At 63.8% G+C, this 20944-nt stretch carries 23 protein-coding genes; 6 read left to right on the top strand and 17 right to left on the bottom strand.

Annotated features, from left to right (window positions below; genetic code table 11):
• Positions 1 to 81 precede the first annotated feature (81 nt).
• From METH_RS03350 to METH_RS03415, 14 genes are all read right to left on the bottom strand, one after another.
• On the bottom strand, positions 82 to 507 hold the full coding sequence (locus METH_RS03350) for a GNAT family N-acetyltransferase (RefSeq protein WP_044008319.1): 426 nt from the start codon (positions 505 to 507) through the stop codon (positions 82 to 84).
• Complete coding sequence (tsaB, locus tag METH_RS03355) at positions 500 to 1096, bottom strand: tRNA (adenosine(37)-N6)-threonylcarbamoyltransferase complex dimerization subunit type 1 TsaB (protein WP_024089008.1); 597 nt, start codon at positions 1094 to 1096, stop codon at positions 500 to 502. Before tsaB ends, METH_RS03350 begins: the two co-directional genes overlap by 8 nt.
• Before the next feature lie 21 nt (positions 1097 to 1117).
• Positions 1118 to 1684, bottom strand: coding sequence for a NifU family protein (locus tag METH_RS03360; protein WP_024089009.1), 567 nt, complete (start codon positions 1682 to 1684; stop codon positions 1118 to 1120).
• Between the two features lie 69 nt (positions 1685 to 1753).
• On the bottom strand, positions 1754 to 2353 hold the full coding sequence (locus METH_RS03365) for a 2-hydroxychromene-2-carboxylate isomerase (protein ID WP_024089010.1): 600 nt from the start codon (positions 2351 to 2353) through the stop codon (positions 1754 to 1756).
• Between the two features lie 36 nt (positions 2354 to 2389).
• Positions 2390 to 2845 (bottom strand): universal stress protein, encoded by a 456-nt coding sequence (locus METH_RS03370; RefSeq protein WP_024089011.1) that lies wholly within the window; start codon positions 2843 to 2845, stop codon positions 2390 to 2392.
• A gap of 190 nt (positions 2846 to 3035) precedes the next feature.
• Positions 3036 to 3899 carry a branched-chain amino acid aminotransferase gene (locus METH_RS03375; RefSeq protein ID WP_024089012.1) on the bottom strand — a complete coding sequence of 288 codons (864 nt, stop codon included), beginning with the start codon at positions 3897 to 3899 and terminating at the stop codon, positions 3036 to 3038.
• A gap of 288 nt (positions 3900 to 4187) precedes the next feature.
• Positions 4188 to 4949 carry a Phenylacetic acid catabolic protein gene (locus METH_RS03380; protein ID WP_024089013.1) on the bottom strand — a complete coding sequence of 254 codons (762 nt, stop codon included), beginning with the start codon at positions 4947 to 4949 and terminating at the stop codon, positions 4188 to 4190.
• A gap of 24 nt (positions 4950 to 4973) precedes the next feature.
• Positions 4974 to 6047 carry a 2Fe-2S iron-sulfur cluster-binding protein gene (locus METH_RS03385; protein ID WP_044008320.1) on the bottom strand — a complete coding sequence of 358 codons (1074 nt, stop codon included), beginning with the start codon at positions 6045 to 6047 and terminating at the stop codon, positions 4974 to 4976.
• A 10-nt stretch (positions 6048 to 6057) separates the two neighbouring features.
• The gene (paaD, locus tag METH_RS03390) at positions 6058 to 6531 is read right to left on the bottom strand and encodes a 1,2-phenylacetyl-CoA epoxidase subunit PaaD (protein WP_024089015.1); all 474 of its coding nucleotides are present in this window, start codon (positions 6529 to 6531) and stop codon (positions 6058 to 6060) included.
• Between the two features lie 127 nt (positions 6532 to 6658).
• A complete protein-coding gene (gene paaC / locus METH_RS03395) occupies positions 6659 to 7432 on the bottom strand; it encodes a 1,2-phenylacetyl-CoA epoxidase subunit PaaC (protein ID WP_024089016.1) in 774 nt (257 codons plus the stop codon).
• The gene (gene paaB, locus METH_RS03400; RefSeq protein WP_024089017.1) at positions 7432 to 7716 is read right to left on the bottom strand and encodes a 1,2-phenylacetyl-CoA epoxidase subunit PaaB; all 285 of its coding nucleotides are present in this window, start codon (positions 7714 to 7716) and stop codon (positions 7432 to 7434) included. The genes paaC and paaB overlap by 1 nt, the downstream gene beginning before the upstream one ends.
• A 63-nt stretch (positions 7717 to 7779) precedes the next feature.
• Positions 7780 to 8757 carry a 1,2-phenylacetyl-CoA epoxidase subunit PaaA gene (gene paaA / locus METH_RS03405; protein ID WP_024089018.1) on the bottom strand — a complete coding sequence of 326 codons (978 nt, stop codon included), beginning with the start codon at positions 8755 to 8757 and terminating at the stop codon, positions 7780 to 7782.
• Positions 8758 to 8781: 24 nt separating this feature from the next.
• Entirely contained in the window at positions 8782 to 9984 is a 1203-nt protein-coding gene (pcaF, locus tag METH_RS03410) for a 3-oxoadipyl-CoA thiolase (protein ID WP_024089019.1), read from the bottom strand.
• Positions 9985 to 10158: 174 nt separating this feature from the next.
• Positions 10159 to 10764 (bottom strand): GNAT family N-acetyltransferase, encoded by a 606-nt coding sequence (locus tag METH_RS03415; protein WP_342667078.1) that lies wholly within the window; start codon positions 10762 to 10764, stop codon positions 10159 to 10161.
• Positions 10765 to 10819: 55 nt separating this feature from the next.
• Here METH_RS03415 and METH_RS03420 point away from each other — a divergent pair, with 55 nt between their 5' ends.
• Positions 10820 to 12445 carry a sulfatase-like hydrolase/transferase gene (locus METH_RS03420; protein WP_024089021.1) on the top strand — a complete coding sequence of 542 codons (1626 nt, stop codon included), beginning with the start codon at positions 10820 to 10822 and terminating at the stop codon, positions 12443 to 12445.
• 187 nt (positions 12446 to 12632) lie between these two features.
• Positions 12633 to 13283 carry a GntR family transcriptional regulator gene (locus METH_RS03425; protein ID WP_024089022.1) on the top strand — a complete coding sequence of 217 codons (651 nt, stop codon included), beginning with the start codon at positions 12633 to 12635 and terminating at the stop codon, positions 13281 to 13283.
• A gap of 75 nt (positions 13284 to 13358) precedes the next feature.
• On the opposite strand, the gene METH_RS03430 is transcribed toward METH_RS03425, so the two are convergent.
• A complete protein-coding gene (locus METH_RS03430; RefSeq protein WP_024089023.1) occupies positions 13359 to 14069 on the bottom strand; it encodes a type 1 glutamine amidotransferase in 711 nt (236 codons plus the stop codon).
• An 81-nt stretch (positions 14070 to 14150) separates the two neighbouring features.
• Here METH_RS03430 and METH_RS03435 point away from each other — a divergent pair, with 81 nt between their 5' ends.
• Positions 14151 to 15410 (top strand): cytochrome P450, encoded by a 1260-nt coding sequence (locus METH_RS03435; protein WP_024089024.1) that lies wholly within the window; start codon positions 14151 to 14153, stop codon positions 15408 to 15410.
• 109 nt (positions 15411 to 15519) lie between these two features.
• Entirely contained in the window at positions 15520 to 16809 is a 1290-nt protein-coding gene (locus METH_RS03440; RefSeq protein ID WP_024089025.1) for a type I glutamate--ammonia ligase, read from the top strand.
• Positions 16810 to 17034: 225 nt separating this feature from the next.
• Here the strand turns inward: METH_RS03440 and METH_RS03445 are convergent, their stop codons facing one another.
• Positions 17035 to 18390: an aspartate aminotransferase family protein gene (locus METH_RS03445; protein WP_024089026.1), complete on the bottom strand. Its 1356-nt coding sequence runs from the start codon at positions 18388 to 18390 to the stop codon at positions 17035 to 17037.
• 48 nt (positions 18391 to 18438) lie between these two features.
• Positions 18439 to 19218: an IclR family transcriptional regulator gene (locus METH_RS03450; RefSeq protein ID WP_024089027.1), complete on the bottom strand. Its 780-nt coding sequence runs from the start codon at positions 19216 to 19218 to the stop codon at positions 18439 to 18441.
• Positions 19219 to 19391: 173 nt separating this feature from the next.
• On the opposite strand from METH_RS03450, the gene METH_RS03455 reads away from it, so the two are divergent.
• Complete coding sequence (locus METH_RS03455; protein WP_024089028.1) at positions 19392 to 20339, top strand: tripartite tricarboxylate transporter substrate-binding protein; 948 nt, start codon at positions 19392 to 19394, stop codon at positions 20337 to 20339.
• 70 nt (positions 20340 to 20409) lie between these two features.
• Positions 20410 to 20940 (top strand): tripartite tricarboxylate transporter TctB family protein, encoded by a 531-nt coding sequence (locus tag METH_RS03460; protein ID WP_024089029.1) that lies wholly within the window; start codon positions 20410 to 20412, stop codon positions 20938 to 20940.
• Positions 20941 to 20944 lie beyond the last annotated feature (4 nt).

The raw sequence follows: 20944 nt of genomic DNA on the forward strand, positions 1-20944 counted from the left end.
AGGGTGCGGCAATTTAGCCTGCACGGCAGGCTGGGGGTCAACTGCTTTTTGACCATTTGGTGCGAAATCCGCGCAACTGGCCTAGCGTAAGGCTTTTCTCATCAGCAGCGCATCTGCGGCTTCTGCGCCATCCCGGCGGTAATAGCCGGCCCGGCGCCCGCATTCCGCGAATCCGCAGGCGTCGTACAAGGCCTTCGCCGGGGCGTTGTCCGCGGCCACTTCCAGGAAGACCTCTGCCGCCCCGCGTTTCCGGACGGCTGTTTCCCAGCCCGCCATGCAGCCCTGTGCCAATCCCTGGCGCTGATGCGCGGGATGGGTGGCAATGGTCAGCAGTTCCGCCTCATCCGCGATCACCCGCCCCAGGGCAAAGCAGCGTGCATCACCGGCGGCTAAAACCAGCGGGCTGTCCAGCAGCGAGGCAAACTCCGCGGCGGTCCAGGGGCGGGATCGGGTAAAGGCCGCGGCATGGGTCGCGGCCATCTTTTCCGGTGTCAGCGGATCACTCATCAATCAGAGCGGGCGGAACGTCACTGGAAGGCGCCGCATCAGCAGCGCGCAGATACATCGGCGCAGGCGGCTCGGCCGCGCTGCGGAACCGGGACGCGGCAAGCCGCGCAATGGCCTCGGCCATCCCTGCCGGGCTTGCCTCGGGCGTAAAGGCCAGCCCGGCACCGCGAGCGGCGTCTTCAGCCTCCTGGCGCGGCATCAGACGCGGTGCTTCGCCGGGCAAGGCAGCATAGACCTGATCGCGCGGCGCCGGCACTGCGGGCAGGGTGCCTTCGGCGGCGCGGGCCTCAAAACCGTCAACACCCACAGCCGGAACCTCCAGCCCCAGCGCCAGCCCGCGGGCGGCGGAGACGGCGATGCGGATGCCGGTGAAATTACCGGGGCCGATGCCAACACCAATCGCATCCAGATCCTGCCAGGCGGCACCGCCCTCGGACAGCACCTCCTCCAGCAGAACCATCAGCCGCTCGGCCTGGCCGCGGGTCATTTCCTCCAGCCGGGAGGCCAGCAGCCGGTCTCCGCGCAGCAAAGCGGCCGCGCAATGCGCGGCCGATGTGTCAAAACCCAGAACCAGCGGTTCAGCAGTCATCAGATGTCCTTTCGAAGCCGCTCAGACGGCAACCGGGCGCACCTCGGTGACTTCCGGGATGTAATGGCGCAGCAGGTTTTCGATGCCCATTTTCAGTGTCAGGGTCGAGGACGGGCAGCCCGCGCAGGCGCCCTGCATATGCAGATAGACCACACCGCGGTCAAAGCCGTGGAAGGTGATGTCGCCGCCGTCCTGCGCCACCGCCGGGCGCACCCGGCTGTCCAGCAGTTCCTTGATCTGGTTGACGATCTCGGCGTCCTCGCCGGAATGTTCGGCATGGCCAGAGGCCGGATCGGCAGACCCGTCCGCCATCACCGGCTGGCCGGACTGGTAATGCTCCATCACCGCGCCCAGAATGGCGGGCTTGATGTGGTCCCACTCAACGCTGTCCGCCTTGGTGACGGTCACAAAGTCATTGCCGAAGAACACGCCGCTCACGCCCTCAACCGCAAAGATGCGGGAGGCCAGCGGCGAATTGCCCGCGGCCTCGGCGCTGGGGAAGTCGGCGGTGCCTGCTTCCAGAACGGTCTGGCCCGGCAGGAATTTCAGCGTCGCCGGGTTGGGCGTGGATTCAGTCTGAATGAACATGTCGGGTCTCCGTTAAGCGTGCCCCCGATATGCGCTCTGCGCGGCTTTAAGTCAAGATTTGGAACTATTCTAAATTGTGCGGGCTGCGGCGTGGTCCAAGGCCTGCTCCAGCCGGTCGTCGCCCCAGAACAACTCTGTCCCGATCGTAAAGCTGGGCGCGCCGAAAATGCCTGCGGCGCGGGCCGCATCCGTCTGCCCACGCAGTGCCGATTTGATGCCGGGCGATTGCGCGCGGTCGATCAGGGCTGCATCAAGCCCGGCCTTGTGCAGGCAATCCAGCAGAACGGGTTCAGCGGAGATATCGGCTCCGTCGCCGAACTGGGCCTGAAACACGGCCTGTGCAAAGGCTTCAATCCGGTCCTGCTCCGCTGCGGCCAGCGCCAGCCGTGCGGCCGCCAGCCCGTTTTGCGGAAACCGATCGGGGCGGCGGAACGGCAACCCGCGCGCCGCGCAGATCCGCTGCATGTCGCGCCACATATAACGGCCCTTGGCCGGATAGATGTTGAAGAGGGAGGTGTCCCAGCTCTGGGCGGCAAAGATGGGACCCAGCAAAAACGGCTTCCAGGCAACATCGACGCCGCGCGCCTGGGCGGCGCTGCTGATCCGCATCACGCTGAGATAGGAGTAGGTGGAGGCAAACTCGAACCAGAAGGTGACACTGCGCTCCATAGCCTCGGCCTCCTGATTGCCTCTGCCTCCTGCCGGTCAGGTAATGGCTTCCAGCTTTTCCTTCGACAGGTCGCCCGGCACGATGGTGATCGGCACCGGCAGGGTGCCCGAATTCTTGGTCAGCTGGGTGACCAGCGGTCCCGGCCCTTTGCGCCCGATGCCGGCACCCAGCACCAGCACGCCGATTTCCGCGTCGTCCTCGATGTATTGCAGGATTTCCGGCACCGGTTCGCCTTCGCGGATCACCAGTTCCGGGTCGACGTTCTGGCGGTCGCGCATCCATTTGGCGAAGACTTCGAAATGGGCGTGGATCCGTTCGCGCGCTTCCTCCCGCATCACTTCGCCGACACCGATCCAGTGGTTGAACTCATCCGGCGGGATGACCGACAGAATTGTCACGCCCGCACCGGTGTGCGCCGCCCGCATCGCGGCAAAGCGCATCGCGTTCAGGCATTCGCGGCTGTCATCCAGGACCACTAGGAATTTGCGCATCTTCGCTCTCTCGTTGTTCCACCGCGGATCATGGCGCAAGCGGGCGCATCAGGCAATAGAGCCAAAGCTGCCAAGCCGTTGCGTTAAACTGGCTCTAGACCAGGGGCGGTCCGCGGCAAGCGAATGCTCCCGCTGCCGCAGGGCGCCGCGCATCATCGCGGCGCGGCACCGCGCAGATGCGCGCAGAGCGTCACTGCTGGCCGGAGGCCCAATCCCAGTACATCTCGCGCACCCGCTTGGCGACAGGACCCGCCTGATATTTGCAATCGTCAAAGGCGGTGACCGGGGTCACCTTGCTCATATTGCCGGACAGGAAGATCTCGTCGGCCTCTTCAAAGTCCTGATAGCCCAGCACGCATTCATTCACGGTGATGCCATCGGCCCGCAGGTTGGCGATGTGGCGGGCGCGGGTGATGCCGGCCAGGAAGGTGCCGTTGGGGATCGGAGTGAACACCTCGCCGCCGCGCACCATGAAGACATTGGAAGTCGCAGTCTCCGCCACATTGCCCATCGCATCCAGCACCAGCGCATTGGAGAACCCCTTGCCGCGGGCCTCCCGCAGCATCCGGGCATTGTTTGGGTACAGGCAGCCGGCCTTGGCGTTCACCACCGTGTTTTCCAGCACCGGCCGGCGGAAGCGGGTGCGGGTGAGCGTTGCAGCGGCGGTTTCCGGCGCCATCGGGATTTCCTCCAGGCTGACCGCAAAGCACGTGCTGTCAGCCTTGGGGACAATCAGGGTCTCATCGCCGTCGGCGGCCCAGTACATGGGGCGGATATAGACCGCGGCGCCGGGTGCAAACCCCTCCAGCCCCTCGCGGACCACCTCCGCCATCTGTTCTGCCGAAAGCGCAGGCGTCATCATCAGCGCCTCGGCCGAGGCATTGGTGCGGGCGCAGTGCCGGTCCAGATCCGGGATCACCCCGTCAAAGAACCGGGCGCCGTCGAACACCGAGGATCCCAGCCACATAGCATGATCCGCGGCCCGCATCACCGCCAGGTTGCCGTCATGCCATTTGCCGTCGAAATAGGTCCGGATGCTGCTGCCCGCTGCCATTGCACTGCCCTCGCTTTACGAGGCGGAAACTAGGCAGAGTCGGCACGGCCGTCCAGACATGCTTGTTTGACAGACCGATGGAATAGCTGCCTAGATGCTATTATCTTATATGTTTTCAGCGACTTAGTTGCCGTGAAGGGCAGGAAGTGACGCGGCGTCTTATAGGTCAGCATTGCTGCCCAATCAGCTTATGCGTGTTCTGGCGGCAGGGTCCGGCGCGCCCGGCCCAACCGGGCCCGTGCATCCTGATGCGCGCAGGCCCGGGCGGGAGTGCCCGGTCCCGGTTTCTTACGCAGCCGGTTTCAGCCCGCTTTTGCCCAGAACGGCCCCGGCGTCCTGCTCCCATTGAGCTTTCAACTCGGCATTCGGGGTGCGGCGCAGGCCGATGGCCTTCAGCCCTTCAAACTTCTCCGAGGCTTCCTGGCCGAAGCTTGCCGCCACCCGCGGCCACCAGTAATCCGCCAGCTCTTGCAGCGCCGGCGCGCCTTGCCCCTCAACCAGCTGCATCAAGCCTTCTTCGGCCAGTTCCGCATGGTGCGCCTCGACCGGCAGAATGGCGCGGAACGCCTCGGCCAGCGGCTGGTAGGAGACATGCGACAGCTCCTCCAGCTGCAGCGTCACAGCGCGGCCCATCAAGAGGTTCATCATCACCGCATCCGCCCAGCCTTCCAGCGGGTAGTTGAACACCGCCAGCCGCATGTCGTGCTTGGTCCGGCTCTGGCCGATATCGGCATCGCGCTCCAGCCTTGCGGTCCAGGGGTGGTGGTCGGCATAGCGTTCAATATCCGCGCCGAACTCCCCCATGATGCGCAGCACTTTTTCGGCGCTGTCGCTTTTCTCCAGCACGATCCTGGCAGCGGCGATGCGCGCCTTGATGCCCGGACCTTCGTTGATGATATCGGCAAAGCCGGCGGCGCCCGCCAGCTCGCTGTCGACAAAGGTCGCCATCATCTTCAGCAGCTCGGCGCGGTAGCGCGGCGGCACGTTGGACGGATTGCTCAGCACGCCGCCCTGCGCCAGATAGCTTTCGATGCTCATTTCTTCTGTCATGGTCTTGCTCCCTCGCTGTTGCCGTTACTGGTCGTAGTCGACCACGACATTGTCCGTCACCGGATAGGCCTGGCAGGACAGCACATAGCCCTTTTCGACCTCGTAATCCTCCAGCGCGTGATTGGCGACCATTTCGACTTCGCCTTCCAGCACCTTGCAGCGGCAGGTGGAGCAGACGCCGGCCTTGCAGGCGTATGGCGCGTCCATGGCGTTTTCCAGCGCGGCATCGAGCAGGGTCATGTCTTTGCCCATTTCAACGGTCTGGGTGGCACCGTCCAGGGTAATGGCGGCCTTGGTCTGATTGGCGCCGGTCCCTGCATCCGCTGACTGAACCTTGCGTTTGGCGCGGCCCGGCTGGGCAGAGGCGAACAGCTCGAACTTGATCTGGCTGTCGTCCAATCCTGCGGTGCGCAGCGCCGCGGCGATGCCCAGCATCATCGGTTCCGGACCGCAGATGAAGGCGGTGTCGACCGATTTGATGTCGATCCAATGCTCGAACAGCTGGGCGCATTTGTCTTCGGTCACCAGGCCGGTGAACAGGTCGATTTCCTGCGCATCCGTTTCCAGCACATGGATCACGTTGAAGCGGCCCATGTAGATGTTCTTCAGATCCTCCAGCTCCTCGCGGAACATGATCGTGTTGACGCCCTTGTTGGCGTAGACCAGCGTGAAGGAGGCTTTCGGCTCGGCCGCCAGTGTGGTCTTGAGGATCGACAGCACCGGGGTGACGCCGGAACCGCCTGCAAAACCCAGGTAATGCTTCTCGGCGCCGGTATCGAGGGGCGTGAAGAAGCTGCCCATCGGCGGCATTGCCTGGATGGTGTCGCCGGCCTTCAGTTCGGTGTTGGCCCAGGTCGAAAAGGCGCCGCCGTCGACACGTTTGATGCCGACTTGCAGGATGCCCTCATCGCGGCCTGCACAGATCGAATAGCTGCGGCGCAGCTCCTCGCCGTCAAAGTCGCGGCGGAAGGTCAGATACTGGCCTTGGGTGAAATTGAACTCTTCAGCTGCGCCGCCCGCGGGCTTCAGGGTGACAACCACCGCATCGCGGATGGTCTTGCGGACGTCGGTGACTTCAAGGTCGTGAAAGCGCGCCATCAGGGTCTCCTCAGATGCACTTGAAATAATCAAAGGGTTCGAGGCAGTCCTGGCAGCGCCAGTGGGCCTTGCAGGGGGTCGAGCCGAACTGGCTGACCTTGGTGACATGTGTGCTGCCGCAGTTCGGGCATTTCTCGGGGCCGCCGGCGGCCTGGGGCGGGGCGATACCGTAAGCCTCCAGCATGGCGCGGCCTTTCTCTGACAGCCAGTCGGTGGTCCAGGCCGGGGAAATCCGGGTTTTCAGTTTCAGATCCGTAATGCCGCGGTCGCGGAGCGCGGTTTCGATATCCAAGGCGATCACCGCAGTTGCCGGGCAGCCGGAATAGGTCGGGGTGACGCTGACAACCAGAGTTTCGCCTTCCCAGGCCACATCGCGGATGATGCCCAGATCCACCAGCGAGATCACCGGGATTTCCGGGTCCGGCACGGCGTCGAGCCACTCCCAGATCCGGGTGGTGCTTGGCTGAGTTGTCACTTGGCTCATGCGGTTACCCCTTTTGGCTGTTCCGCCCGGCGGAACGCCGGGCAACGCCCGTCCGGCCCCCAGGGGAGGCAGGCGTTCAACGCCCGTCCCCGGGACAGGCGCTGCCCTCATTCCGTCATCAATCCCGTTACCACTTGGCGCCGGGATAGGCGCGCTGCAGCCATTGCATCTGGGTCAGCAGATGACCCAAATGCTCGGTGTGCATCGCACCGTTCCGGCCGCCCTTATGGGCGAAGCGGCTCTCCGGGATGGTCAGCGTCGCGTCGGTCAGGATGCGGGTGACCAGCGCGTCGTATTCCTCGCGCAAGGCCGCCGGATCGGGGGCGATACCCGCCATGACCATTGCGGCGTCGACGTCATCAGACTGGAACATCTCACCCGCGTAGGGCCAGAGATAGTCCAGCGCCTCCTGCATCCGGCGGTGGCTTTCCTCGGTGCCGTCGCCCAGGCTCACCACGGTATCGGCGGAGCGTTCCAGGTGATAGGCCGCCTCTTTGCTGGCTTTTCCGGCAATCGCCGCGACCCGTTCGTCGGAGGATTTCATCAGCCGCCCCAGCTGGATCGAATGCCAGGCGTCAAACAGGAACTGGCGCATCAGGGTGCGGCCGAAATCGTGGTTCGGCACCTCTACCAGCAGCACATTGCGGAAATCCCAGGCGTCGCGCAGAAAGGCGAGGTCGTCGGCGGATTTGCCCTCACCCTGCACCTCGGCCGCGAGGCCAAGCCACATCTGGGTCTGGCCGATCATGTCCAGCGCGGTGTTGGCCAGCGCGATGTCTTCCTCCAGCGCCGGCGCGTGGCCGCACCATTCGCTGACCCGATGGCCCAGGATCAGGGTGTTGTCGCCCATCCGCAGCAGGAACTGCAGAAAGGCCTCATCCTTGGAAACAGGGGTGCTCATCACATTGCCCCCACGTCTTCGGGAATGTCGAAGAAGGTCGGATGGCGGTAGACCTTGGACTCGGCCGGTTCATAGAGCGGGCCTTTGTCGCTGGGCGATGAGGCGGCGATGCGGTTGGCCTCGACCACCCAGATCGACACGCCTTCGTTGCGGCGGGTATAGACGTCGCGGGCGTTCTTGATCGCCATTTCGGCGTCCGGCGCATGCAGGGAACCGACGTGGCGGTGGCTCATCCCGTGCTGGCCGCGGATGAAGACTTCCCAGAGGGGCCATTCGTTTTTCATGTCTCAAATCCTCCTGGCTGAGGGGGCGCTGCGCGGCTGGCCGGAGCGCCGGAATGCTTGGGGTTATTCGGCGGCGTGCTTGCGGGCGGCTTTCTTTCTGGCATAGGCCAGCATCCCGTCGCGCACCCAGGCGCCGTGGTCCCAGGCCTTGTTGCGGGCGGCGAGCCGGTCGGTGTTGCACGGGCCGTTGCCCTGGATCACCTCAAAGAACTCATCCCAGTCCGGGTCGGTGTAATCGTAATGGCCGCGTTCCTCGTTCCATTTCAGGTCCGGGTCGGGGACAGTCAGGCCAAGGAACTCAGCCTGCGGCACGGTCTGGTCGACGAACTTCTGGCGCAGCTCGTCATTGGTGTTCATCTTGATCTTCCAGGCCATCGACTGCGCCGAATGGACCGAATCCTTGTCGGAGGGGCCGAACATCATCAGCGACGGATACCAAAGGCGGTTCAGCGCATCCTGGGCCATCTTTTTTTGCTCGGGCGTGCCCTCGGCCATCTTGCGGATGGCGTCATAGCCCTGGCGCTGGTGAAAGCTTTCCTCTTTGCAGACCCGGATCATCGCGCGGGAGTAGGGGCCGAAGGAAGTCCGCTGCAGCGGCACCTGGTTCATGATCGCGGCCCCGTCGACCAGCCAGCCGACTGCGCCGATATCGGCCCAGTTCAGCGTCGGGTAGTTGAAGATCGACGAATACTTCATGCGCCCGTCCAGCAGCATTTCCGTCATCTCGTCACGGGACACGCCCAGCGTTTCCGCCGCACAGTACAGGTACAGGCCGTGACCGGCCTCATCCTGCACCTTGGCGAGCAGGATCGCCTTGCGCTCCAGCGTCGGCGCGCGGGTGATCCAGTTGCCCTCGGGCAGCTGACCGACGATTTCGGAATGGGCGTGCTGACCGATCTGGCGGATCAGCGTCTTGCGGTAGCCTTCGGGCATCCAGTCCTTGGGCTCGATCTTCTCACCCGCGTCGATGCGCGCCTGAAAGGCCGCCAGCTGTTCGGGATCGTCCTGGGTCGCCTCGGATTTGACCATCTGAGCATACATGTCTGGGACCTCCTGCGGGTTAGGTTACACGCGTTCCAGGATCAGGGCTGTCCCCTGTCCGACACCAACGCACATGGTACACAGCGCATAACGGCCACCGCTGCGCTGCAACTGATAGGCGGCGGTCAGCACCAGCCGCGCGCCGGACATGCCCAGCGGGTGGCCGATCGCAATCGCACCGCCATTGGGGTTAACATGGGGCGCGTCATCCGCGATGCCAAGTTCGCGCAGCGTGGCAAGGCCCTGGCTGGCAAAAGCCTCGTTCAGTTCGATCACGTCCATCTGCTCGATGGTCAGGCCGGTGCGCGCCAGCACCTTGCGGGTGGCGGGCACCGGGCCGATGCCCATGATGCGCGGCTCCACACCTGCGGCAGCCATGCCGACGATGCGGGCCATAGGTTTCAGGCCGTTCTTTGCGGCAGCAGCCTCACTCGCCATCAGGATCGCGGCGGCGCCGTCATTGACGCCGGAGGCATTGCCCGCGGTCACCGTCTTGTCCGGGCCATTGACTCCCTTGAGGCCCGCCAGCTTTTCAGCCGAAGTGCCGGGGCGGGGGTGTTCGTCGGTGTCTACCACCAGCGGATCGCCCTTGCGCTGGGGGATCGTCACAGGGGTGATCTCGTCCTTGAAAATACCCGCCCCGTGCGCTGCGGCCCAGCGGGCCTGGCTGCGGGCGGCAAAGGCGTCCTGATCCTCGCGGGAGATGCCGTAATCCGCAGCGACGTTGTCGGCGGTCTGCGGCATGGAATCGGTGCCGTACATCTTCTCCATCTGCGGGTTCACGAAGCGCCAGCCGATGGTGGTGTCATAAACCGCATTGGCGCGGGTGAAGGCGGCAGTTGCCTTGGGCATCACAAAGGGCGCGCGGCTCATGCTCTCAACCCCGCCGGCGATGGCCATGTCATAATCGCCTGCCTTGATGCCGCGCGACGCCATGCCGACCGCATCCATGCCGGACGCGCAAAGCCGGTTGATGGTGGTGCCGGGAACGGTGGCGGGCAGGCCCGCCAGCAGCGCCGCCATGCGGGCGACGTTGCGGTTGCTTTCACCGGCCTGATTGGCGTCCCCCAGGATCACGTCATCCAGCGAACCCCAATCTGCATCCGGGTTGCGCGCGGCCAAGGCCGCAATCGGCAAGGCGGCCAGGTCATCGGTGCGCAGCTGGCTTAGCGCGCCGCCGTAGCGGCCGATCGGGGTGCGGGTGGCATCGCAGATGAAAGCATCCATGGGTGTTCGCGTCTCCTGTGGCGGCGGCAGGGATAAGCCGACCGTTGGGTCGGTGATACGCCGGAAGATGATTCGCGGCAAGTTAAATGTAACGAGAAATGACTGACCTCTAAAATAATGTAACGAGTCCTGCGGGTTTCAAGCCTCCGCCGGTTTCTGCGCCGTGCTCCGGTTCTAAAAATCAATGCAGCGCAGGACGTCATTGGGGTAGAGTCTGTCTTGAACCTGAAAATGGGTTTGGCCTGCCCTTTCAAAACCATGGCTGAGATAGAAGGCGATGGCCCCCTTGTTTTCGGAATTGGTGGCAAGCCACGGGGCGTTCCAGCCGTTGCTGCGGCAGGCCTCAATCCCCGCAGCGAGCAGGGCTTGTCCCAGGCCCCGACCCTGGTGCCGGGGCTGAACGTAAAGCGTCGAGATTTCAGTTGCAGAACTGCTGCGGCCCGGGCACGGGTTGCCGTGTGATACCCGGATGTAGCCGTCAATTCCCTCGCGGTTTTCTGAAACCAGCAGCGTTTCTGCAGAGCGGTTCAGGAGGTCGAGGAAGTGGCCGCGGGTAAACTGGCCAAGCGCGTAATCCGCAAAGATACTGCTGATGCCTTGGCGCAAATATGTGCCGATCCACACTTCGATGGAGAGGACCGCAAGACAGGAGGCGTCTTCGGGTCTGGCTGCGCGGATTGATCCGGGGTTGGGTATATCGCTCATAATATGCTTTGCCTTTGGAGGACTTGCGGGCGGGGCGTGCGCCGGGGGAAATGCATGGCTGTTAAGGAAATTCATTCTCGCCATTTTGCTTCACCTGTTCAATAATCCCGGCACTTACCGGGAGGCGCCGATGAACATTCTCTACATCATGTTCGACCAACTGCGGTTCGATTACCTCAGTTGTGCGGGCCATCCGCATCTGCAGACGCCGCATATCGACGCGCTGGCGGCCAGGGGTGTGCGGTTCACCCGCGCTTATGTGCAGTCGCCTACCTGCGGCTCGTCGCGGATGTCGAGCTATACGGGGCGTTACCCGTCCAGCCATGGGGTGCAGTTCAACGGCTACCCTTTGCGGGTGGGGGAGTGGACCATGGGCGACCACCTGCGCAAGGCGGGGATGGGCTGCCACCTGATCGGCAAGACCCATATGGTGGCGGATGCCGACGGGATGCAGCGGCTGGGGCTGGCGCCGGACAGCGTGATCGGCGTGCGGCAGTCGGAATGCGGCTTTGACCCCTATGTGCGCGATGACGGGCTGTGGGCGGAAGGGCCGGATGGGTTCTATGACGCAAAGCGCAGCCCCTATAACGAGTACCTGAAAGAAAAGGGGTATCCGGGCGGCAACCCCTGGAACGACTTTGCCAATGCAGGCGTCGAGGGCGGCGATGTGGCCTCTGGCTGGTTCATGGTCAATGCGGACAAGCCCGCCAATATCGCCGAGGAAGACAGCGAAACGCCCTGGCTGACCACCCGGGCGATGGAGTTTATCGATCAGGCCGAAGCCCCTTGGTGCGCGCATCTGAGCTACATCAAACCGCATTGGCCCTATATCGTTCCCGCGCCCTATCACGGCATGTACGGGCCGGAGCATGTGCTGCCGGTGGTGCGCTCAGACGCTGAGCGCGAGGACGCGCATCCGGTGTTTCAAGGCATGATGAACAACCAGATCGGCAAAACCTTCAGCCGGGACGAGGTGCGCGAGAAGGTGATCCCCGCCTATATGGGGCTGATCAAACAGGCGGACGACCAGATGGGCCGCCTGTTCGGCTGGCTGGAGGACACCGGCCGGATGCAGGACACGATGATCGTGGTGACTTCGGACCATGGCGATTATCTGGGCGATCACTGGCTGGGGGAGAAGAACCTGTTCCATGACCCCTCGATCAAGGTGCCGCTGATCATTTACGATCCGCGCGCGGATGCGGATGCTGCACGTGGAACAACCTGTGATGAACTGGTCGAGGCGATCGACCTGTTGCCGACGTTCCTGGAAGCGGCGGGCGGCGATCCGGCGCCGCATATTTTGGAGGGGCGCTCGCTGATGCCGTTCTTGCGCGGGGAAAGCCCGGACTGGCGGGAGTATGCGGTGGCCGAGTTCGACTATTCCACCATGCCGCTGTGCGGGAAGTTGGAACTGGAGCCCAAGGATGCGCGGCTGTTCATGGTGACGGACAAACGCTGGAAGTTCATGCATGCCGAGGGCGGGCTGCGGCCGATGCTGTTCGATATGGAAAACGACCCGGATGAACTGGTGGATCTGGCCAAGGGAGAAGCCCATCAGGAGGTCATCGACCTGATGTATGACCGGCTGCTGGAATGGGGCCTCAGGATGTCGCAGCGGATCACTTTGTCGGATGCGCAGATCAAGGCGCGGCGCGGCACATCCGGCCGCAAGGGTATCCTGCTGGGGGTCTATGAGGCCGATGAGCTGGCCCCTGAGCTGACAGAGAAATACCGCAGGCCGGTGCCGCAGTAACGGCTCTGCATATTCACCTTTGCACAAATGCACCGGGGGTGAAGCCCGTCTTGGAAGCCGTCCGGGGGACGGTTTCAGGGCTGAACGGGGCAGGGCCCCAATCCGCAGGGCGGGGGCAGCGCCCCGATCCGCGTTGCCAGCCGATCATAGCCGGCCTAAATTGGCGCAAACGCAGCAAGGGTGCGATATGGCAGGGCAGACGGAACAGGTTCTGAACGCAATTCTTCAGGACATCGAGTCCGGCCGGCTGGTGCCCGGCGCGCCGCTGGAGGAGGGCGAGCTGGTGGACCGCCACGGTGTCTCCCGCACGCCGGTGCGCGAGGCCTTCATCCAGCTGGAGGCCATCGGGCTGATCAAGCGGCTGCCGCGCAAAGGCGCGGTGCTGTTCAAGCCGACGCTGGAGGAATTCCTGGCGATTCTGGAAGTGCATGCCCAGCTGGAAGGGCAGGCCGCGGCACTGGCGGCACGGCGGCTGTCTCCGGCACAGGCCAGCGAGCTGGACGCAGCGGTTGCCGCTTGCGAGCGGCATGCAGCGGAGCAGGGCGATGGTGATCCGGCGGGCTATTACCAGCTGAACCTGCGGTTTCATGCCTGTGTAGCCGAAGGGTCGGGCAATCCGTTTCTGGTCGAGATGATCAAAACCAACGCCCGCAAGCTGATGGCCTATTACCGGGCGCGATACCGCTATCCCGGCGCCATTGCGCAGTCGGCCAAGGAGCACCGGGAGATTGCCGCGCTGATCTTTGCCCATGACCGTGAGGGGGCGGAGACGGCGATGATCTCCCATGTTCAGTTCGATCAGGTGACGGTGATGGATCTGCTGGCAGCGCTGGGCTGAGCCTTTGGTAAAACGGGGCCGTTGCGGCCCCCGTGCCTCCGGCAGGAGTGTTTTTAACCAGAAACAAGCGGTGGATCAGCTCTGCCGGGCCTGTTCGAAGAAGCGGGCGAGGCATTCGGCAAAGGTTTTCTGGTCGGCGCGTCCGGCAAGGCTGTTCAGCGCACGGGCGTAGACTTTGGAACCAAGGGTTTCGCGCAGCTCTTCGGTCAGGGCAGTGATGAAATCGTGGCTCATCTCCGGGTGGTGCTGGGTGGTGAAGATATGGCGCCCAAGGGTGAAGCCGCTATTGATTCCGCAAGAGGTGCTGAAGGGGGCGGCCCCCTCGGGCAGGGTGGCGACGCATTCACAGTGCGCGCCGTAGAGATTTACCTCATCCGGCAGGCCGCCGGCCCAGCCGGGGCGGTTCACCAGCTGGTTGCGGGTCAGCCCGTGCACCCAGCCGTCCGGGTTGTGATCGAGCGTGCCGCCAAGCGCCAGCGCGATGGCCTGATGGCCGAAACAGGCGCCGAACAGCGGAAAGCGGCGGGTGCGGGCCGTGCGGATCAGCTCCAGCAGCTGCGTGACCCAGGGCGCGCCGGAGCGGACCGAGGCCGGGCTGCCGGTGATCATTGCGCCGTCAAAGGCAAACAGGTCCTGCGGGAACGCGCCGTCCTTCACGGAAAACACAGAGGTGCGCCAATCCGGCCGCGCCATCTGTATGAGGCCGGTGAATTTCTCTCCGTCCTTCGGGCGGGCCCGGGCAAACTCGCTTTCGTCGGTGTTGGTCATCAGGATGGCCAGATGCATCAGGATACTCGCAAGGTTTTCATTTACATATTTATAGTGTTTATTAATATACATTGAGCAAGCAAGTCAGGGAAGCCCGCAATGACAGTCTGGACCCCCGCGGATGACGGCCATGCGGATCTGAGCAGCCATGATGCCTTTGTCCATGGCCCGCCGCACAACACCTTTGCCCGGCTGCGCCGCGAGGATCCGCTGCATTGGACCGAATATGCAGGCGGTGAAAACTTCTGGTCGGTCACCCGCTATGAAGACATCACGGTGATGAACAAAAATACCGAGGTGTTTTCTTCGGCCCGGGGGATCCGGATGGAGGATCAGTCTTACGAGGAATACCTGGCGCGGCGGACCTTTCAGGAAACCGACCCGCCGGAACATTCCAAGGTGCGGATGAAGCTGCTGAAAGCGTTCTCAAAAACCACAATGGCGCAGTATGAGCAGGATATCCGGGATTTGTGCGCGGATATTCTGGATCAGGCGCTGGCCAAGGGGGAGTTTGACGCCACCAGGGAGATCGCCCGGCAGCTGCCGATGCGGATGCTGGGCCGGGTGGTGGGCCTGCCGGAGGCGGACCTGCCTTGGCTGGTGGAGAAGGGCGATGCGCTGATTGCCAATACCGACCCGGATTTCACCTCCCATGTGCTGGACAGGATGCAGACGGATGAGTTCCGGATGATGCCGTTCAATTCGCCTGCCGGTGCGGAGCTTTATGTCTATGCCAAAGAACTGATGGAGGCGAAGGCGAAGACGGGCGACACTGCGGGGGTGCTGAACCTGATCCTGGCGCCAGCCAAGGATGGGTCTGTCATCACCGAGACCGAGTTCCGCAACTTCTTCTGCCTGCTGGTGGCGGCGGGCAATGACACCACGCGTTATTCGATTGCGGCGGGCATTCAGGCGATGTGCCGCCAGCCGGAACTGCTGGCGCAGATGCAGGCGGGCGGCGCGGTCTGGGACACCGCCGCGGATGAGATCATCCGCTGGGCGACGCCTGCGCTCTATTTCCGCCGCACTGCGACGCGGGATGTGGAGATGCATGGCAAGACCATCGGGGCAGGCGACAAGGTGCTGTACTGGTTTGCCTCGGCCAACAGGGATGACGGGTATTTTGAAGATCCATTTCACGTGAATCTGCACCGCAGCCCGAACCGGCATCTGTCGTTCGGCCAGTTCGGCCCGCATGTCTGCCTGGGCATGTGGCTGGCGCGGCTGGAGGTGACGGTGCTGTTTCAGGAACTGGCTAAGCGCATCCGGCATATCGAATCCGCCGGGCCGCACAAGTTTCTGCGGTCGAATTTCGTGGGCGGCATCAAGGCGCTGCCGGTGCGGGTGGAAGCCGCGTGAAACCCAGACCCTTCCTAGGGAAAGATTCTGCAAAAACCGCAATATATGTTATGAAACAAGGCACGGGAAACGATGCCGAAGACAGTCCAACAGGGAAGGACCTTGTGTCATGAAGACCCGCCTGCGCGCGATGTTTTGCGATCACCTCAGCATCATGCGGGGGAAGTACCTGCCCAATTCTAAGATCGGCGATGACTCGACCCGGTTCTGCCGCTCGGTCTTTGGCACCCACTACGACAGGGACCTGCTGGATGCGCCGGGTGCGATGGTCAAGCAGGGCCTGCCGGATATGGAGCTGAAGTGGCTGCATGACGATATCCGCGACAGCTGGCATGCTTCGACCAAGGTGGTGCTGGGGGATTTGTATGACGATGCAGGCCAGCCGCTGGCGCTGTGCCCGCGCGGCACGCTGAAGCGGGCGGTGGCGGACTGGCGGAAACACGGGCTGACGCCGAAAGTCGGGATTGAACTGGAGGCCTTTGCGCTGCAGGCGGATGATCGCGGGCGGCTGATGCCCTATGACGCGCCGGGCGGGGTGGTTTACGGCACCGGGCCCTTTGCCGATCCGTTGCGCTTCAATGACCGGATCTGGGCGATGGCGGATGACATGGGGTTTTCGCTCGACATGATCACGGCGGAATTCGACAGCCCGCAGTTTGAATACACGCTGACCTTTGACGACGCGGTCAAGGCGGTGGATGACATCGTGCTGTTCCGCCTGATGGCGCGCGAGGTGGCGCTGGAATACGGCATTGTCCTGACCTTCATGCCGAAACCGGTGGCCGAGGCAGGCGGTTCCGGCATGCATATCAACTTCTCCTTTGCGGATGAGGCGGGCGGCAATGCGCTGTCCGCGGGGCCGCGGGGCGGGCCGGAGCATATGAACGATCTGGCGCGCGGCTGCCTGGCGGGCTTGCTGCATCACCACAAGGGGCTGGCGGGGCTGATTGCACCCACCGCCAACAGTTACCTGCGGCTGCAGCCGGGGTCGCTGTCGGGGTATTGGCAGAACTGGGGCGGCGATCATCGCAATGTGACCACGCGGATCAGTTCCGAGGGCGGCGCCAAGGCGCGGCTGGAGCACCGGATGGCGGATGCGTCGGCCAATCCCTACACGGCAGTGGCGGCGGTGCTGCAGGCGGCGCGGCTGGGGGTGGAGAACGGCCACCAGCTGCCGCCGATGGAAACCGGTGATGGCTTTGACCGGACTGACGCAGGCGAGGGCACGGCGGTGGATCTGAAGGGCGCGGTTGGCGATCTGGAGCGGGATACTGTGCTGGCAGAGGCCGTTGGGCCGGAGCTGGTTGCCAGCCACGTCTTCATGAAGCGCAAGGAAGTGCGCAAGACCCGGGATCTGGAAGGCGACGGGATGCGCGATTTCTACGTGAATTTTATCTGAGTATCCGCAGGCGGTTCCCGGCAAGGGGATTGGCAACGGGATTGGCAACGGGGATTGGCAACGGGCGCAGATGCGGCAGCGGCGCCCGTTGCCGTATGCCGCAACCGCGCCGCGCCAGCGGCGCCGACGAAGGCGCGGGCCCGAAGCATTTGCTTCGGGCCCGCCATGGCACCTCGCGGCGCCCGGACCTTGCGGCCCGGGCGCGGGCGGCGTCTGGTGCGGGTGTCAGCCCGCCGCTGCCAGGCCTGCGTCCAGGGCGGAAAGGATGGTCGCGGCTTCGGCCTCGCTCAGCACCAGCGGCGGTGACAGGATGATATTGGGGCCGGAGACCCGCACCATCGCGCCGGCCTTATAGGCCGCTTCCTGCAGCCTGCCGGTGGACGCCTTGTCCGCCGCTGCCTTGGTGGTGCGGTCGGACACCAGTTCCACTGCGCTCATCAGGCCGTGGCCGCCGCGGACATCGCCGATCAGCTCGTATTTCTGCTGCAGCGCCAGCAGACCCTCATGGATCTGGGTGCCGCGGGCGGCGGCATTTTCGGGCACGTTCAGGCGCAGGGTCTCTTCCAGGCAAGCCAGGGCGGCAGCCGCCCCGACCGGATGGCCGGAGTAGGTGTAGCCATGGCCGATGGCGGCCTTGCCGGTGGTATCCTTCTCGAAGACTTCGGTCATGCGATCCGCGATCATCACCGCGCCGAAGGGGAAGTAGCCGTTGGTGATCGCTTTCGCGGTGCACATCATGTCCGGCTGCACGCCCCAGTGGCGCGAACCGGTCCAGGAGCCGGTGCGCCCGAAGGCGGTGATCACCTCATCGGCGATCAGCAGGATGCCATGTTTCGTGCAGATCTCGCGCACGCCGGGCATGAAGCTGGAATGCGGCGGGATCACCCCGCCGGCGCCGAGGACCGGCTCCATAATGAAGGCGGCGATGGTGCCTGCGCCCTGGAAGGCAATTTCATCTTCCAGTGCCTGCAGGCAGAACTGGGCGAGGCGTGCGGGGTCTGTCTCGTTGAACGGGTTGCGGTAGGCATAGGGCGCCGGGATGTGATGGCAGCCGGGCAGCAGCGGTTCGTACTGGGTGCGGAAATTGGCATTGCCGTTGACTGAGGCGCCGCCCATGTGGGTGCCGTGATAGCCCTTTTTCAGGCTCAGGAATTTGGTGCGGCCGGCCTCGCCGCGGATCTTGTGGTACTGGCGGGCCAGCCGCAGGGCGGTTTCCACCGAATCCGAGCCGCCGGAGGTGAAAAACGCGCGGGTGAGCCCGTCGGGTGCAAAGAATTTGCGCAGCTCCTCGGCCAGCTGGATCACCTGGTCGTTGGTGGTGCCGCGGAAGGTGGAGTAGTAGGGCAGCACATCCAGCTGCGCGGCAATCGCGTCCTTTACCGGCTGGCAGGAAAAGCCGAGGTTCACGTTCCACAGACCGCCGACCGCATCCACTACCTCATGCCCGTCGACATCTGTGATCTTCACCCCCTGGGCCGAGGTGATGATGGCGGGCGGGTTGGCGAGGCTGTCGCCGGGATGCGCCATCGGGTGCCAGAGCGACTTGGCGTTGTGTTCTTTCAGGAAGTTGGAGTCTTTCATGAGGTCAGCTCCTGGATGCGGCCCCGGGCGGGACCTGAGATGGGGAAGTCAGGCGGCGCTGTCCTGCGGATAGTCCGCAGGCGCCGAGCCGCCGATGCGATGGGTGAGGGTGGCGCCCGCGCGGCGCAGGGCCGCGGGGATCCCTTGTGTTTGTTCCGGGGTCATGCGGGAAACCGGCGCGGCCACGGCGAGCGCCCCGATCACCTGGCGGTCGGGGCCGAAGACCGGCACTGCGTGGGAATGCACATCCGCCTCGAAGCCGCCGATGGATTGCGCCATGCCGGCGCGGCGGACATCTGCCAGCTGGGCGCGGATTTCCTGCGGGTCGGTAAGCGTTGCAGGTGTGTGGGCCTGCAATGGCTGCGCCAGCGCCGCGTCAACAAAGCCGGGGTCGGCATAGGCCAGCACCGCCATGCCGGAACTGGTGCCGTGAAAGGTCAGAACCTCGGCGTCCTCCATCATCACCTTGGTGGCATGGCGCGGCGAATAGGCGTGCGACAGGGAGTTCAGCTGGCTGCCTTGCAGGAGCGAGAGGTGGGTTGTTTCACCGGTCTCGTCGCTCAGATCGCGCAGCACCCGGCGGGAAACGGAGAGAATCGGAACCGCCGCCTCGCGCAGGGCGGCCAGACGCAGAACCTGCGGTCCGAGCCTGTACATGCGATCGCCGTCTGTCTGTTCGACAAAGCCTGAGTCCTGCAGCTCGCTCATCATCCGGTAGACCGTGGCCTTGTTCATGCCGGACAGGCGGGTGAGGTCGCTGAGCCCGATCCCGGTCCGGCCGTGGTTGAAATATGTCAGTAATGACAAGGCTTTGGATACCGTTCCCATGCGCCTGTCCATTCTCCCTGTTTGATCTTGGCAGGTGGCGCCTTCGGAAAACGACGCACCTTGGATGCAATTTTCTTGACAGATAACGGAGTGGGCTGTCAATCTAAATTCAAACCATGGGTTCGAATAATGAACCATCGGCAAAAGCCGGAATGAAAACTGGGAGGAAAGTCATGAAACTCAAAATCCTCATGAAAGGGGCCGCCGCTGCGGCGGCACTGGGGCTGAGCGCGGTTGCGGCGCAGGCCGACTATCCGGAAAAGCCGGTGAATTTCATCGTGCCGTGGCCGCCGGGTGATCTGGAGGACGTGCTGACGCGGATGATCGCCGAGGATTTCCAGAACGAATACGGTGTTGCGGCAGCTGTCGTGAACAAGCCGGGCGGCGGCGGCGGGCCGTTCCCCGGCGCCATTGAAGTCGCCAACGCGCCGAGCGATGGCTACACCGTCGGCTCTTTTGTGATCGGCGTGCCGGTGATGGGCCACCAGATCGACATCCCGCCGCTGACGCCTGAGAAATTCGACCCTCTGGGGATCTTCCTGACCTATCCCTTTGTAATCGCGACCTCGGGTGATGCGCCCTACAGCTCGATGGAAGAGCTGGCGGCCTATGCCAAGGAAAACGACGTGGCGCTGGGCCATTTCGGCGATGTGCTGACCCCGACCCAGGTGACCAAGGCCTATGCCAAGAACGCCGGTTTCGAATGGGGCTCGGACGCGGCCTTTGATGCCTTGGATTGCAACACGCTGGCCTCGGGAGATGCGGATGTGATCAACACCACATTGCAGCTGGTGCTGCCTTGTCTTGATGACATCAAGGTGCTGGTCTCGATCACCGACGAGCGTATCCCGCTGGCGCCCGATGCGCCGACCATCGGCGAGCTGGACAAGAGCCTGGACATCGCCCTGTGGAACGGGCTGTTCGTGACCAAGGACACCCCGCAGGATGTGCGCGACAAGATCATCGCCGTGGCCGAAAAGACGGTGATGAGCGAACGCGCGCAGAACGTTGCCAAGGAAACCGGCGCGCTGGTCTACTGGCAAAACGCCGGGGACAGCGCCGCCCGGGTTGCCAATGATATCGGCACCATGGCCCGTATCAGCGGCCTGCTGTCGGAGTAATCCCCCCCGCGGCACCGGGGTCTGATTGGACCCGGTGCCGTTTAACTCGCGCGGACAAAGAACGTCACACATGCCTTCGGAACGTGAACACCGTTTTGCCGGACCGCGGCGCGGACAGCTGGTTTTTGCCCTCTTCCTGGTGGGCGCGGCGCTGCTGCTGCTGGTTCTGATCACAGAGCAGACCGCCTGGGTCGAGAAGGCCAAGCTTTTTGCCCAGCCCCGGTTCTGGCCCGCTGTCGCCATTGGCGGCATGGTGCTGCTGGGGGGGCTGCATCTGTACAGGCTGCCGTGGCGGCGGGTCAGCCGTTACGACCTGCAGGAAGTCAGGCGCTGGGCGCAGGTTTTCGAATTTGCCGGCTGGTTCATGGGTTATGTCCTCTTGGTGCCGATCATTGGCTATCTGCCCGTGACACTGGCCTTCATGCCGCTGCTCAGCTGGCGGATGGGCTACCGCAGCCGCTTCATGCTGGGCATCAGCCTAGCCTTCGCGGTGGCAGTGGTGGTGCTGTTCAAAGCCGTCCTGTCGGTCAAGATCCCGGGCGCGATGCTGTACGAGTATCTGCCGGGGCCGCTGCGCAGTTTCTTCATTCTTTATCTCTGAGTGC

The sequence above is a fragment of the Leisingera methylohalidivorans DSM 14336 genome (assembly GCF_000511355.1).
Taxonomy (GTDB): domain Bacteria; phylum Pseudomonadota; class Alphaproteobacteria; order Rhodobacterales; family Rhodobacteraceae; genus Leisingera; species Leisingera methylohalidivorans.

Coding starts and splice junctions, on each gene's coding strand:
- paaC (WP_024089016.1), bottom strand. CDS start 7,432: ATGAGCACCCCTGTTTCCAAGGATGAGGCCTTTCTGCAGTTCCTGCTG.
- METH_RS03430 (WP_024089023.1), bottom strand. CDS start 14,069: ATGCATCTGGCCATCCTGATGACCAACACCGACGAAAGCGAGTTTGCC.
- METH_RS03445 (WP_024089026.1), bottom strand. CDS start 18,390: ATGAAAGACTCCAACTTCCTGAAAGAACACAACGCCAAGTCGCTCTGG.
- paaA (WP_024089018.1), bottom strand. CDS start 8,757: ATGTATGCTCAGATGGTCAAATCCGAGGCGACCCAGGACGATCCCGAA.
- METH_RS03460 (WP_024089029.1), top strand. CDS start 20,410: ATGCCTTCGGAACGTGAACACCGTTTTGCCGGACCGCGGCGCGGACAG.
- METH_RS03440 (WP_024089025.1), top strand. CDS start 15,520: ATGAAGACCCGCCTGCGCGCGATGTTTTGCGATCACCTCAGCATCATG.
- METH_RS03375 (WP_024089012.1), bottom strand. CDS start 3,899: ATGGCAGCGGGCAGCAGCATCCGGACCTATTTCGACGGCAAATGGCAT.
- tsaB (WP_024089008.1), bottom strand. CDS start 1,096: ATGACTGCTGAACCGCTGGTTCTGGGTTTTGACACATCGGCCGCGCAT.
- METH_RS03450 (WP_024089027.1), bottom strand. CDS start 19,218: ATGGGAACGGTATCCAAAGCCTTGTCATTACTGACATATTTCAACCAC.
- METH_RS03435 (WP_024089024.1), top strand. CDS start 14,151: ATGACAGTCTGGACCCCCGCGGATGACGGCCATGCGGATCTGAGCAGC.
- pcaF (WP_024089019.1), bottom strand. CDS start 9,984: ATGGATGCTTTCATCTGCGATGCCACCCGCACCCCGATCGGCCGCTAC.
- METH_RS03360 (WP_024089009.1), bottom strand. CDS start 1,684: ATGTTCATTCAGACTGAATCCACGCCCAACCCGGCGACGCTGAAATTC.
- paaD (WP_024089015.1), bottom strand. CDS start 6,531: ATGAGCCAAGTGACAACTCAGCCAAGCACCACCCGGATCTGGGAGTGG.
- paaB (WP_024089017.1), bottom strand. CDS start 7,716: ATGAAAAACGAATGGCCCCTCTGGGAAGTCTTCATCCGCGGCCAGCAC.
- METH_RS03350 (WP_044008319.1), bottom strand. CDS start 507: ATGAGTGATCCGCTGACACCGGAAAAGATGGCCGCGACCCATGCCGCG.
- METH_RS03370 (WP_024089011.1), bottom strand. CDS start 2,845: ATGCGCAAATTCCTAGTGGTCCTGGATGACAGCCGCGAATGCCTGAAC.
- METH_RS03415 (WP_342667078.1), bottom strand. CDS start 10,764: ATGAATTTCCTTAACAGCCATGCATTTCCCCCGGCGCACGCCCCGCCC.
- METH_RS03425 (WP_024089022.1), top strand. CDS start 12,633: ATGGCAGGGCAGACGGAACAGGTTCTGAACGCAATTCTTCAGGACATC.
- METH_RS03380 (WP_024089013.1), bottom strand. CDS start 4,949: ATGACAGAAGAAATGAGCATCGAAAGCTATCTGGCGCAGGGCGGCGTG.
- METH_RS03385 (WP_044008320.1), bottom strand. CDS start 6,047: ATGGCGCGCTTTCACGACCTTGAAGTCACCGACGTCCGCAAGACCATC.
- METH_RS03365 (WP_024089010.1), bottom strand. CDS start 2,353: ATGGAGCGCAGTGTCACCTTCTGGTTCGAGTTTGCCTCCACCTACTCC.
- METH_RS03420 (WP_024089021.1), top strand. CDS start 10,820: ATGAACATTCTCTACATCATGTTCGACCAACTGCGGTTCGATTACCTC.
- METH_RS03455 (WP_024089028.1), top strand. CDS start 19,392: ATGAAACTCAAAATCCTCATGAAAGGGGCCGCCGCTGCGGCGGCACTG.